This window comes from Streptodolium elevatio, from assembly GCF_040649515.1.
In the GTDB taxonomy this organism is placed as follows: Bacteria; Actinomycetota; Actinomycetes; order Streptomycetales; family Streptomycetaceae; genus Yinghuangia; species Yinghuangia elevatio.
In genome coordinates this window covers 23,530-36,409 of sequence record NZ_JBEZFP010000005.1, presented here as the reverse complement: position 1 = coordinate 36,409, position 12,880 = coordinate 23,530, and the positions used below count along the sequence as shown (strand labels likewise).

Sequence of the window (12,880 nt, the reverse complement as noted above, 5' to 3'; positions counted from 1 at the left end):
CTGCCCGCGTCGCGGGCGCGGCCTTACCCCAGACGGCTTCGGACGCGGGACAGGCTGCTGCTTTCGACCCGCTCGGCGCCGCGATGAGCGCCACCACCCACCGTGCGTCGCTCGGTGCCTTGATGAACCACATGACCGAGGCGACCGGTTGTGTGTTCGCGCTGGTGGAGATGCGGGGTGCGTTTCGCGCCGCTCGCCCGTTCGTGCTCGCCGGGGAGTTCGACGGACCGGAAGCGGTCTTCGCCCGCGGCGACGTCAGGGACGTGCGTTTGGCGGAGCGCCGTTCCGCGACATTCGTGCTCGACGGCCGCGCCCACCACGTCGTCGGCGTGGGGACGGGGCCCACGGCGACGATGCTGGTGGCCAGCCGCCCCGTCCCCCTGCCGGCGGACCTGCCGACCGTCGCGGCGCGTACGGCGTGGCTGGCCGGTGTCCAACTCCGCGCCCACCGAACGGAGATGGCCGAGTCCAGACTCGCCGACACTCGCACCCGCCTGCGCGAGGCCGCGTTCCGGCTGCTCTGCGCCGGACACGCCTCGGCCGCGCAGCAGGTGGTCGGGAGCCTGCGTCGCGAACTCCCGGATCCGGTCCGGGTATGTGTCCTCGAAGGAATCCCCCAGCAGCTGCGGGAACGCCACCGGGGCAGGCCCGAGATCCTCGACGAGGGCATTTGGGCGTTCCGCGCCACCGTGCGACGGGACGCGGTCGTTCTGCTGGCTCCCGCCGCGGACAAGGGGGCACTCGCCGACCTGGTCTCTCGGCTTGCCGCGTCCACCGGCTGCCTCGTCGGCATGAGCGAGGTCGTGCCTCTCCGGGCGACCGGCACGGGCTACGAGCAGGCCCTGCACGCGCTCTACGCCGCCCGCGACCAGGCGGCGGGCCACCTCCAGTTCGAGTCGCGCAGCCAGATCGCCCAACTGCTGGGCCCCGCGGCGGACTCGTGGGCGCACACTCTGCTGGAGCCCCTGCTCACGTACGAGCCGCCACGACGAACCGCCGCGGACACCACCGAACTGCTGCGTACGGCAAGGGTGTGGCTGCGGCTGGCCCAACACGCCCCGCGCAATCTCGGCGTGCACCGCAACACCGTGCGCGAACGCCTGCGTCTGGTGGCGGAGCTGCTGGGCGCGGACCTCAACCGTGTGGCCGATCAGGCGATCGTCTCGCTCGCCTTGCGCGTGCACGAACGCGGCAACGGCGAGGTACGGGCCCGGCGCGCCGGTACGCACACGCCGCTGGAATCGCTCCTGGACTCGCCGCAGGCGCTGCAGTGGGCGCTCAGCCAGTTGCGCCCCTTCCTCGGCAGCCATTCGGACGTCGGTATGGACACCGTGCGCACGTGGCTCGCCCACGACGCCTGTGTGGTGCCCACGGCCGCGGAACTCGGGCTGTCGGTGTCCGCGGCGCGGAAGAGACTGCTGCGGGTCAGTCGCGACCTGGGCCGCTCCTTGCTGGAACTTCCGGGTACGCGCCACGACTTGTGGTTCGCGTTGCTCATTCACGACCGTGCCGAGGCCCGCATCAACGGCACTCCGGATGCCATGCCTCCGGTGCCGGGCCTGACCGGAAGGTCCGCGGCCGCGGCCCCCGACGACTTGGCGGGTTCGCGATCCGGATAGACACGAACACCTTCCGGACTGTGCGCTGAAGCCTGCCGGGGCCGCCGCCGAGAACCCGGTCCGATGCCGGGCACGGCTCCGACGCCGCGAGGTATGGAGACAGGTTGACAGCGACGGCACGCGACTGGAACGCGGAAAATCCCTACGCCGGTGAGGAGTTGCCCTCCTCACCCGAATGGCTTCCGCATGCGTCGGATCTGGTGGCGCTGGGGAAGGCCGCGGCGGCCGCGGGGAAGTCGCCCCCGCGCCGGCGCTCCGGAGTCATGCCCGAGCCCGCCGCAAGCGCACCGCAGCCTGCGGCACCTGTCCAGCCCGCCTGGACACCTCGCCCCGAGTCGTCTCGCCCCGAAACACCTCGCCCCGAGTCGTCTCGCCTCGAAACGCCCAGCCCCGAGTCGTCTCGCCCCGAAACGCCCAGCCCAGAGACGTCTCGCCTCGAAACGCCCCGCCCAGAATCGGAGCCTCGCCGGGCCGCGCCGATCCGTGCGACGCCGACGTCCCCCTGGGGTCAGCCGTCCGGGCCGCACGTAGGGGACGCAACCACGCACTCCGGACCGCTCGTTCACCCGGTCGAGGCCGGAACGGCCCGGCCCGGGACGACGGCATCCACGCGGACCCTCGCACCGGACCGCGAAGGCGGGGAACCCGTCTGGGAGTACGTCCCTCTCGGCATCGAGGATCCCGAAGCCGCGCACACGGAGGCGGACCCGCGCCACGGCGTCGGCCCCGGCGGGGGCCATGGCGGCCCACCCCGTCCCGCGGACCCGTACGCCCCGACGACCGACCCCGAGGGGGATCCGCCCCCCGACCTGCGCGACGACCCCGACGTACCGCCGGGCCTTCCGCCCACCGCAGGCGGCGCCGGCCTGCCGGGGCAGAACTGGTTCGAGGACGACGCGCGGCGACCGCCATGGCTGCTCATCGGCGTGGGCGGCGGTCTTGTCGTCCTGCTCTTCGCCATCCTCGCGGCGTTCGTCTTCCTGGGCGGAGACGGCACCGGAGGGGAGGAGGCCGCACCTCCGCAGGACCCGAAGCAGGAGACGCCCTCTTCGCCCCCGCCGCCTACCGGACCGGTGGGCGCCCGGCCGGTGCCGCCGGAGAAACTCCCGGACCTGGCACCGCAGTCCGTGGCGGTGGGAGTTTTCGAGGACCAGCTCCAGGTCAGCTGGAGCCCACCCCGGGACGCCGCTTCGGTCAGCGGCTACTTCGTCATCGTCCAGACGTCGGACGGCCGGGTCGAGGAGCAGAGACTGGTCGAACGGGACGCGGACCTCACGGTGGTGTTCGACGACGCGTCGTTGTGCGCGGTGGTCACCACGATTGTCGGCACCCCCGCCGGACTCCAGTTGGCCCGTGGGGAGTTGGTGTGTCCGCGTCCCACCCCCACGCCGACCGCACCGGTCTGACGAGACCTATGGTGCCGGTGTCCGAAACGCGTCATCCGTGCGGTTGGCGGTCGCCGGATAGTTCACCGGATCTTGCCTGCCTAGCCTGAGGTCACGGCGGACCGGCCGTCGCGAACGATCACGCCACCGGTCGAAGGGAACGGTGCGCAAGAGGAGATGAGGCGGTGTGGACGACGGCAGCACGGATTACATGGCGCCCTTGCTCACGCTCGTCAACTACGTCGCCTGGATCGTTCTGTGCCTTTGCTTCGTGGGACTTCTGATATGCGCGGCCCGGCTCGCGATGAGCTACCGCAGCGGCGACCCCGGAAACGAGGTCGTCGGCCTGCTCTGGGTGATGGCGGCCTGCGTGCTCGTCGGGAGCGCCGGGGGCATCGTGTCGGCGCTCCGGTGACGCCGTCGGGTCACGGGCGCGCGGAACGGGGGTCGGCCACGGACACCACCACGGCACACGGGGGCCGGACGACGGCGCGCGGACGGGTCCCGGCGCGTCACCGGGGCGACAGGGCGGCGGCCATGCAGACGGAACCGAACGAGACGAATCCGTGGGTGCCCGAGGCGCCGCGCGTGGAGCGGCGGGCCGCCGTGGACACCCGGCCGTCGTATCTGCGCCTGGGACCCTCGCAGCCGGGCCGGGGCCGTGTCCCCCCGCCCGTTTCGGGCGGCCTGCCCCTGTGGACCCCTCGGCACGGTCCGGTCGGGGGATGGTGGTGGGTGGCCTGCCACGGCGGGGCGGGCACCACGACGCTGGCACTCGCGGCCGGCGGTTCGGACGCGGAGCGCCGCGGCTGGCCGAACGCCGAACGCCCGCCGCGCGTCCCGGCCGTGCTCGTGGCACGTACCCACGCCCGTGGTCTGACCGCGGCCCAGGAGGCCGCCCAGCAGTGGGCCTCCGGCGCGGTCCCCGGCGTGGAACTGCTCGGTCTGGTCGCGATCGCGGACGCGCCGGGCAAGTTGCCGAAGGTCCTCCGGGACGCGCTCCGGTTCGTCGCCGGAGGCGTACCGCGAGTTTGGCAGGTGCCGTGGGTCGAGGAGTGGCGGACGGGCACGCCCCCGCCGCGGGGGCCCGCCGTCACGGCCACGGTGAGGTTGGCGGCCGATCTCGGCCGACTGGTTGCCAGGCAAAGGGAGTACCCATGATCTCCACGTACCTCCGCGATATCCCCAACCCGAAGCCGAAGGCGCCCACCAAGGGCATCAGCGACGACTTCACGACCCTGCTGAGCTGGGGCTCGTGGATCGTCATGGCGATCTGCGGCATAGCCATCCTCGCGTGCGCGGGCCGCATGGCGATGGCGCACAAAAGCGGTGCCGACGGAGGGCAGCACCTGATGGGGCTGGTCTGGATCGTGGTCGCCGCGATCCTGGTCGGCAGCGGCGCGGCGGCCATCAACGCGATCGCCTGACGGCCGGCGGTGGCGTTGTTCGGCCGCGGTCGGGACCGTCGGCAGGCCGGCGGCGGGGAAAGCCCGTTCACCGAGCGGGGGTTCGTGCTGGCGGCGGGGGTGGTGTTCCTGATCGTCCTTGCCGCGGGCTTCGTGATGCTGAGCGGCCCTCCGACACCTCCCTCCGAGGGGGAGTCGGCGTCGGCCATGCCCACGAGCGTACGCCTGGGCTCTGGGCAGGCGACGGTGTCGACCCCGCCCTCGACCGCCCCCGTGGCCCGCGACGGGAGCTGTCCGGCGTTGCCGGCGGACGACGTCGAGTCCCCGATCGCCCAGCCCCGCGACACCGAGTGGCGGATCACGCTCGACGTGCCGCTGCCCTACTCGCCCACGGCAGGTCCCGCCGTGGTCACCGACAGCACCGCCCGGTGCTACGCGCGGACGCCCACCGGGGCGGTGTTCGCGGCGGTGCAGGCGAGTTGGCGCTACCGGTGGGACGAGGACTGGGGCGAAGTGGCCCAGCACCTGCTGGCCCCCGGTCCGGGACGGGACGCGTTCATCCGGCAGCGGACCGAGCACACCGGGCCAAACGCGAGCGCCGCGGTTCCGGGTGACCCCGAGGACCGGGAGTTCGCCGCCGGGTTCCGCGTCCTGGACTACACGCCGGACCGGGTGCGGGTGGACGTCGTCAACCGTGCCCTCGCCGGAAGCCTGGGCACGCACACCATCTGGACGCTGGTCTGGATCGACGGCGACTGGAAGCTCGAACTCCCGCCGGACGCCGCTCCCCCGCCCCCGACGCCCGTCCGCGAGGAGGACGCGTTCGTGGCGTGGGACCTGGACTCCGGCAGCCAGACGGTCGGCTGAGCCCGGGTCCCGCAGACAACCACGGACAGACCACGGCGGAAGGACCACCGGTGTACACCGAGAACCGAGGAGCGGCGGCGCATGGAGCAGATCGTCCGAACGCGGCCGCGTACGTACGGCAATTGGCGCAAACCCACGTCACCGGGGATCCTCGGGCTCGGCCTGATCCCGACGGTCGTGCTGCTCGCGGGCCTGATCGCGATCATCTTCGCCCTGCTGGTGTCGCTGTACGCCGCGGTGTTCCTGGCCGTCATGCTGTGCGTCGTCCTTGTCCCGCTGATGATCCGGGACCGGCACGGCCGCAACGGCATGCAGTGGATCGCGGCAAGGGCGGCATGGGGCATGGCTAAGGCCCAGGGCAAGCACCTGTACCGTGCCGGGCCGGTCGGCCGGACCCCGCCCGGGACCTGCCAGTTGCCGGGGATCGGGGCGGCCACCCGGATGTACGAGGCGGTCGACGCGTACCAGCGCCCCTTCGGCCTGCTGCACATCCGCTCGGTCGACGACTACACGATCGTCCTGCAATGCGACGCCGACGGCGCGGCACTCGTCGACGACGAACAGATCGACACGTGGGTGGCCTATTGGGGCCAGTGGCTCAGCACCCTCGGGAACGAGCCCGGCCTGGTGGCCGCGTCGGTCACCGTGGAAACCGCGCCCGACACCGGTGAGCGCCTGCGCAACGAGATCGGCGGCAACCTCACCGCCGATTCCCCCGAGCTGTCCAAGCGGGTGCTCGCCAAGGTCCTGGACGCCTACCCGGTGGGCGCCGCACGCATATCGACGCGGATCTCGCTCACGTTCGAGGCACGCGGCCGAGGCGGCGGCAAGTCGCGCGACGCCGCGGAGATGGCCACCGAGATCGGCGCCCGCCTGCCCGCGTTGACCGCGGGGCTGTCGATGACCGGGGCGGGCGCGGCGTTCCCCATGTCGGGCGCGCAGATCGCGGCCGCCGTGCGCGTCGCCTACGACCCCTCGGTGGCCGTGCTGATCGACCGGGCACGCATCGAGAACGAGGCCGGGCTGCGGTGGAGCGACGCCGGTCCCTTCGCGACGCAGGAGTCCTGGGACCACTACCGGCACGACGGGGCGTTCTCCATCACCTGGGCGATGTCCGACGCACCGCGCGGAGAGGTCTTCGCCAGCGTTCTGCAGCGCCTGCTGTCGCCGCACGACGACATCCTGCGCAAGCGCGTCACCATCATCTACCGGCCGCACGACGCCGGCACGGCGGCGCGCATCGTGGAACGCGACATCAAGGACGCCCGGTTCAAGGCCCAGCAGGGGACCAAGGTGTCCGCCCGCGACACGGTGGCACTGAGCGCCGCCGAGCAGAGCGCCATGGAGGAGGCCACCGGCGCCGGGCTGATGCGCTTCGGGATGCTCGTGACCGCGACCGTGGACCAGCACGCGAAACTGCCGCTCGCCGCCGCCGCCGTGGACAACCTCTCGGCGTCGGCCCGGCTGGTGCTGAGGCGGGCGTACGGCGCGCAGGCGTCGTCGTTCGCCGCGGCCCTGCCGCTGGGCTTCGTGCTCCCACGGCACCTGCGCATCCCGCAGACGCTTCGGGAGACGATGTGACCCGCCCGCCCGCGCACGGTCCGGGCGAAGGTGCCGCGGGGCTCTGGGAAGGGGGCCCGCCGGGCGGCGCCCCGGCCTTCGGCAACCCGGCGATCGCCCGGCAACGCCGGGGCCTGGCACGGCTGTTCCTCGGCCCGATTCCGCAGGAGCAGCTCGAAGGGAAACCGGTCGTCCGCAAACCCGGCCTGCGCGGCTGGCCGGGCTGGGGCGGAGGATCGGTCGGGTACGTCGAAGCGCCCCCGGAGTGGCGCGGCACGTCCGTCCAAGTCTGCGGGCTCTGGCCGTTCGCCGCGGGTTCCGGCACACCCACGATCGGAGTGCCGCTGGGCCGCGCCCTGGTCGGCGGCGCGACGCTGTGCTGCGACCCGGTCAGCTGGTTCCAACGCGCCAAACTGATCCTGAACCCCAGCGAGTTCGTGCTTGGCAAACCGGGCCTCGGCAAGTCGACCATCGTGCGCCGCCAGGCTCTCGGGCTGGCCGGCTACGGCGTGCACCCCGTCGTCTTCGGGGACCTGAAGCCCGACTACGTCGACCTCATCCGGGCGCTCGGCGGCCAGGTCATCACACTCGGCGGCGGCCGCGGCTTCCTCAACGTGCTCGACCCGGGGGAGGTGACCACCGAGGCCGCTCGCCTGCCGCTCGCCCAGCGCCAGGCCCTCCTTGCGGACGCGCACAGCCGCCGACTCAATACCGTCGCCTCGCTCATCACGGTGCTGCGCCGAAGGCCGCCGACGGACCGCGAGGAGACGATCCTCAACGCGGCGCTGGCTATTCTCGACGAACGCTTCCACGGCGTACCGGTGTTGTCCGATCTGCTGGCGGTGGTCCAACAGGCCCCCGAGGACCTGCGCAACGTCGCGCTGGACCGCGGCGACCTGGACCGCTACCGGCAGATCACCGAGCACTTGGAATCGTCCCTGATAGGTCTGCTGGGACGCGGCAGGCTCGGTGAGACGTTCTCGCGGCACACCTCCGAGCCGATGCAGCGCGACCGGCCGGTCTGCTTCGACGTCAGCAGCATCGACGACGCCGAGGGGCAGTTGCAGGCGGCGGCCCTGCTCGCCTGCTGGAGCTACGGCTTCGGCACCATCGCCGCCGCGCAGGCGCTCGCCGACGCCGGACTGGAGCCGCAGCGGCGCTACTTCGTCATCCTCGACGAACTGTGGCGGGTGCTGCGTGCCGGCCGAGGCCTCGTCGACCGCGTCGACGCCCTCACACGTCTCAACCGGCAGCGGGGCGTCGGCATGGCCATGATCACGCACACCATGTCGGACCTCCTGGCCCTCGCCGAGGAAGAAGACCGCATGAAGGCCCGGGGCTTCGTCGAGCGCGCCGGGATGGTGATCTGCGGAGGCCTGCCCGCGGCGGAGATGCCCATGCTCACCAAGGTCGTCGCGATGACCGACGCCGAGCAGCACATGATCGAGGACTGGTCCACACCGCCGAGCTGGGACTCCGAGCGCGGTGAGGAGGCGCCGCCCCCCGGCCTCGGCAACTTCATGATCAAAGTCGGCGGGCGCCCCGGCGTACCGGTCCATGTCGAGCTCACCGAAGACGAGTTGGACGTCAACGACACCAACCGAAGGTGGGCCACGTGAGCAAGTGCGATCCCATCGAGACGAAGGTCACCGCGCCCCCGTTCCAGCCGTTCATCGAGGGCGTCTACCACAACGTGCCGTGGACCGGCATGGAGATCGCGCCCGTCGACGGCAAGAAGAACGTCGAGCTCATCTTTCTCAAGGCGTGCACCGGCCACAACACCTACTGGGAGAAGGAGGGCGGCAAGTCGCTGGACCAGGACCACGGGATCTCGGCGTGGTCCTGGGTCTACTGCCGACTGCCCAGAAACGGCACCGAGGAGAAGCCCGGCTGGTTCGACACCTGGGACAAGGTCAAGCACCAGGCCGAGATCGGGAACCCGCACAACTTCCTGAGCTCGCCCATCAACTGGATCCGCTACGAACTGAACAACCTCGCCACCAACGCGATGCACTGGTGGCTGGAGGTCGACGACCCGTTCACGGGCGACTACGGCAAAGGCGGGGACAACGACTCCAAGGGCGTCTACGACTTCCTCGTCGCCAACACGCTGTCCATATCGCTGGTGGTCGCGGTCATCTCGCTGCTCGTCGTGGCGGCCCGGATGGCCCTGCAACGCAACGCCCAGCCGGCCGCGGACGCCGCCCGCTCGCTGTTCACCCTCGTCGTGGTGGCCGCGGCCGGACTCACGATTTTGAAACTGCTGCTGCTCGCCGGCGACCGGTTCAGCAGAGCGATCCTGATCAACGGTTTGGGCACGTCCAAAGCCGGTGGCAAAGCGCACTGCGACGCGGTCGAGCAACGCATCAAGATCCTGCCGCAGAACTTCGACAAGCTGAACTTCTTCCTGTTCCTGCTCTGCGTCCTGTTCCTGGTCATCGGTTCGCTGGTGCTCTACATCTACATGCTGGGCCGGATCCTCGTCGTGACGATGCTCGCCGGCCTGCTGCCGCTCGCGGCGGCCGGAACCGCGACCGAGTCGGGCCGCTCGTGGTTCGGCAGGCAACTGACTTACCTGTTCGCCTTCGTCATGGTGAAACCCGCCTGCACGGTCGTGCTCGTGGTGTCGCTGCGCATGTCGAAGCTGCCCGCCGAGAACCCCAGCGCCGCCCAGCAACTCGGCGCCACCATGATGCTCTTCCTCGGCACCGTGATGCTCCCGGCCATGACCAGACTGGCCTTCCCCTTCACCTCCCCGGCGGCCCGCGGCGAGAAGGGCGCGCAGGCGGCGGTCGTCGGCACCGCGGCCGTGGGGGCGAAGGCGGTCAAGGGCGGTATGAGCATCTTCCGGCGATAGCCGCGCCGTGGTCGCGACGAACACAGGAGGAGGACGGGACAGATGAGCGCCACGACACGGCATCGCGGACCGAGTGCCTACGCCGAAGCCATCATGGTCCTGGTGATCCTCGGCACACTGCTGCTGGCCTGCTGCCTGGTCACGGCGGCCGCGGCGATCGGTGCCGAGCGTTCGGACCGCCCCGGCCCCTCGGCATTCCCGCCCACCGCCGTCGTCCTGCTCATGTTCGGCGAGTACGAGTGGCCGGGGCTCGCGGCGTCCCTGGCCCTCGCGGGCATGTGCTGTGCGCTCCTCCTGGTCGGCGTCGTGTTCATGCTCGCCTACCGCCAAGCGCTGCGCGGACGCGTACGCATCGACCGCGCGTGCCGCTATCTCGCCACGACCCGGGAACTCCGGGCCATGAGCACGGCGGGCGTCACCGCCACGGCCCGCAAGCTGAAGATCGTGCCGGGGGCGCCGCCCGGCATCTACATCGGCCGGGCGGTGCGCGGCGGTTCGGACCTGTGGGGCTCGTGGGAGGACATGCACGTCGACATCTGGGGTCCGCGTACCGGCAAGACCGCCACGCGCGCCATCCCCAACATCGTCGCGGCCCCGGGGGCCGTCGTGGTGACGTCCAACAAGCGCGACGTGGTGGACCACACGCGCGGTGTACGCGAACGCGTGGGCAAGGTCTGGATCTTCGACCCGCAGAACCAGGCGGGCGGAACCCCCGTTTTCTGGTGGGACCCGCTCTCGTACGTCGGCAACAGCATCGTCAAGGCAGTCAAGCTCGCCGGACGCTTCAGCATGGTCGTCCGCCAGGCGCACGCCCGCAGTGACGCGTACTTCGAGCCCGCCGCCCAGGATCTGTTCGCGAACCTCATGCTCGCGGCCTCCGTCGACGGACAGCCCATCACGATCGTGTACGAGTGGCTGACCCGGCCGAGCGACGACACCCCCGCGCGCATCCTGCGCGAGGCGGGCCACCGACTCCCCGCCAAGTCGGTCATGTCGGTGATCACCGCGCCCGACCGCCAGCGCGCCGGCGTCTACGGAACGGCCATTCAGATGGCGGCATTTCTCATCGCCGACAACATCAACGAGTGGATCACCCCGGGAAGCGACCCGGGCAGGCCGAGCCTGGACCTGCGGGAGTTCCTGCTCGGCACCGACACCCTCTACCTGCTGTCGGAGGAAACCAACAAGGTCGCGGCGCCGCTCGTGCTTGCGCTGACCGCGGCGCTCGCCGAGGAGTCGGAGAACGTCGCCCGCGATTCTCCCGGGGGACGCATGCCTGTACCCGTGTTGTTCGTCTTGGACGAGGCGGCCAACGTCTGCCCGTGGAAGCAACTCGCGGACAAGTACACCCACTTCGGCTCTCGCGGCGTGATCGTCATGCTGATCCTGCAATCCTGGGCGCAGGGGGTTGCGGTGTGGGGTGACACGGGCATGGCCAAGCTGTGGGGATCGGCGAACGTCCGCGTGTACGGGGGAGGGGTTTCCGACGTGAAATTCCTCGACGACCTCTCCAAATCCAGCGGCCTGTTCGAGCCCAGGACCGGAACGATGACCCTCAAGTGGGGCGACCACCGCGGATTCGGCATCGGATCGCGGCCGGAGCCCGTCCTCGACGCGGCGGACCTGCTGTCCATGCCTCGGGGGAGGGCCTTCGTCCAGATGAGCGGGTCGCGCCCCACGCTGGTCCGCACCGTTCCGTGGTGGGAGGGACCATACGCGGACGCCATCCGCGACTCGCTCGCCCGCTACGAACCCAGGGAGCCCCTCGCCGCGGCGGGTGCCGCGGTCGCGAACGTGTCCGGCGCGCCGCCCGCGGGTGTGAGCCTGGCCAAGGGAGTGTCGTGAGCTCGCCCTACGCGGACGACCCGGACCCCTGGGGACAGGGCCTGTACGCGCGCCCGCGCGATCCGACCCGAGCCGCACGCGCGGGCCCGCCCGTGCCCGGCCCGCCGCCCCCCGCCAGCGCCCGGCCGGAGCGGCGGGACGACGTCGAAGGGCCGCGCCATTTCCGCAGCGTCGAGGAGTTCGTGAACGCCTACCTCGCCGCGATCGTGGCCCGCCGCCTGGGGCAGGGCACCTCGTTGTGGTGCCCGGAATGGTGGCGGCACACCGAGGCTGTCGTGCGATTCACCGCGCTGTGGCGGGCGTTCGAATCGCTCGCCCTCGAACCGGAGGAGGGCATCTCGACCTGGTGGATCCATCACGCCGACCCGCACCTGCGCGCTCTCATGGACCCCGACTTCGGTCCCTTCGCGCTTTGCGATCCGTACGACGGGCACGCGTCCCGGCCGCTCGACGTGCTACCGGTACGGGGCGCCCCGCGCGGTGTCTGGGCCAATCCGCTCTTCCGTGTCGCCTTGGCGCCGGACGGGGGTGAGACCACGTCATGAGCGACGGTGAAGGCGTCGTCGACGGACTGATCGACGGAACCCTGGGCAATGCCGTCGCCGGCACCCATGGGCTCATGGACATCGGGGGAGCTGCGGGCGGCGCGGCCAAGGGCGCGCTCACCACGGTCACCGAGATCGCGATGATCCCGCCCAAGGCGTTCGCGAACATGCTCGGACTCAAACCGGGGCCGACGGTGGCGGCCGTGCTCGCGGGTGCCGGACTCGCCTGGAAGCAGGGCGCGTTCCAGGGCGCGATCGCGCAGTGGAATGCCGTGGTGGCGGCGGGCGCCGGAACCGGTGCCGCCGGTGCCGCGACGTCGAGCGGCGTGGTCGCGGCATCGGCCGGTGCCGCGGTGCCCGCGGCACCGGTGATCGCCGTGGCGGGAGTGGCGGTGGCGAGCGTTGCCGCGTTCGCCGCCCTTCGCAAGTACGGGCCGCTGATCGGGGCCAAGGGCCGGGCGAAGTTCGGTTCGGCCAGGGAGGGTTCGACACCGGCGCCGACGGGGGAGCGGGGCGCCGAGCGCCGTCGTCGGCGGCGCAGGGGGCCACAGGGCCAAGGGCCGGGGGACGCACGGCCGTTCGGAGCCCGTGGGCCGAAGGCCGCGCGCAAGGCACGGCGTGCCGCTCGGTCGAAGCGGTTCGCGACGGCGGCGGCACCCGAGTCGACCGGCCGACCGACGCTGATCCGGCGCGCGGCACCGGGACACAGGGCGGGGCTGATCGGGCGCCTTGGCACCGGCCGAGGCCGAAGCCGGGGCAAGGGCCTCGGCAAGTCGCTCGGGCTGCGGCGGTGACC

General features: G+C 71.7%; 12 protein-coding genes. All 12 read left to right on the top strand.

Features of this window, described 5'->3' with window-relative positions; all coding sequences use genetic code 11:
• The first annotated feature begins 83 nt into the window (after positions 1 to 83).
• The 12 genes from AB0C36_RS03120 to AB0C36_RS03065 all read left to right on the top strand — a co-directional run bounded on the left by AB0C36_RS03120 (position 84) and on the right by AB0C36_RS03065 (position 12,878).
• Complete coding sequence (locus AB0C36_RS03120) at positions 84 to 1,619, top strand: helix-turn-helix domain-containing protein (RefSeq protein WP_358348362.1); 1,536 nt, start codon at positions 84 to 86, stop codon at positions 1,617 to 1,619.
• Positions 1,620 to 2,545: 926 nt separating this feature from the next.
• Positions 2,546 to 3,025 carry a hypothetical protein gene (locus tag AB0C36_RS03115; protein ID WP_358348360.1) on the top strand — a complete coding sequence of 160 codons (480 nt, stop codon included), beginning with the start codon at positions 2,546 to 2,548 and terminating at the stop codon, positions 3,023 to 3,025.
• Positions 3,026 to 3,191: 166 nt separating this feature from the next.
• A complete protein-coding gene (locus AB0C36_RS03110; protein WP_358348357.1) occupies positions 3,192 to 3,419 on the top strand; it encodes a hypothetical protein in 228 nt (75 codons plus the stop codon).
• Between the two features lie 122 nt (positions 3,420 to 3,541).
• The gene (locus AB0C36_RS03105) at positions 3,542 to 4,165 is read left to right on the top strand and encodes a DUF6668 family protein (protein ID WP_358348354.1); all 624 of its coding nucleotides are present in this window, start codon (positions 3,542 to 3,544) and stop codon (positions 4,163 to 4,165) included.
• Entirely contained in the window at positions 4,162 to 4,431 is a 270-nt protein-coding gene (locus tag AB0C36_RS03100; protein ID WP_358348351.1) for a hypothetical protein, read from the top strand. The genes AB0C36_RS03105 and AB0C36_RS03100 overlap by 4 nt, the downstream gene beginning before the upstream one ends.
• Before the next feature lie 9 nt (positions 4,432 to 4,440).
• Positions 4,441 to 5,277, top strand: coding sequence for a DUF8175 domain-containg protein (locus tag AB0C36_RS03095; protein WP_358348349.1), 837 nt, complete (start codon positions 4,441 to 4,443; stop codon positions 5,275 to 5,277).
• Between the two features lie 81 nt (positions 5,278 to 5,358).
• Entirely contained in the window at positions 5,359 to 6,858 is a 1,500-nt protein-coding gene (locus AB0C36_RS03090) for an SCO6880 family protein (protein WP_358348346.1), read from the top strand.
• Positions 6,855 to 8,456: a putative type IV secretion/conjugal transfer ATPase gene (locus tag AB0C36_RS03085; RefSeq protein WP_358348343.1), complete on the top strand. Its 1,602-nt coding sequence runs from the start codon at positions 6,855 to 6,857 to the stop codon at positions 8,454 to 8,456. The genes AB0C36_RS03090 and AB0C36_RS03085 overlap by 4 nt, the downstream gene beginning before the upstream one ends.
• Complete coding sequence (locus AB0C36_RS03080; RefSeq protein ID WP_358348341.1) at positions 8,453 to 9,694, top strand: hypothetical protein; 1,242 nt, start codon at positions 8,453 to 8,455, stop codon at positions 9,692 to 9,694. The genes AB0C36_RS03085 and AB0C36_RS03080 overlap by 4 nt, the downstream gene beginning before the upstream one ends.
• Positions 9,695 to 9,736: 42 nt before the next feature.
• On the top strand, positions 9,737 to 11,539 hold the full coding sequence (locus AB0C36_RS03075) for a type IV secretory system conjugative DNA transfer family protein (protein WP_358348338.1): 1,803 nt from the start codon (positions 9,737 to 9,739) through the stop codon (positions 11,537 to 11,539).
• Positions 11,536 to 12,084 carry a DUF4913 domain-containing protein gene (locus AB0C36_RS03070; protein WP_358348336.1) on the top strand — a complete coding sequence of 183 codons (549 nt, stop codon included), beginning with the start codon at positions 11,536 to 11,538 and terminating at the stop codon, positions 12,082 to 12,084. Before AB0C36_RS03075 ends, AB0C36_RS03070 begins: the two co-directional genes overlap by 4 nt.
• Positions 12,081 to 12,878, top strand: a complete 798-nt coding sequence (locus AB0C36_RS03065) for a hypothetical protein (protein WP_358348334.1) — start codon at positions 12,081 to 12,083, stop codon at positions 12,876 to 12,878. The genes AB0C36_RS03070 and AB0C36_RS03065 overlap by 4 nt, the downstream gene beginning before the upstream one ends.
• Positions 12,879 to 12,880 lie beyond the last annotated feature (2 nt).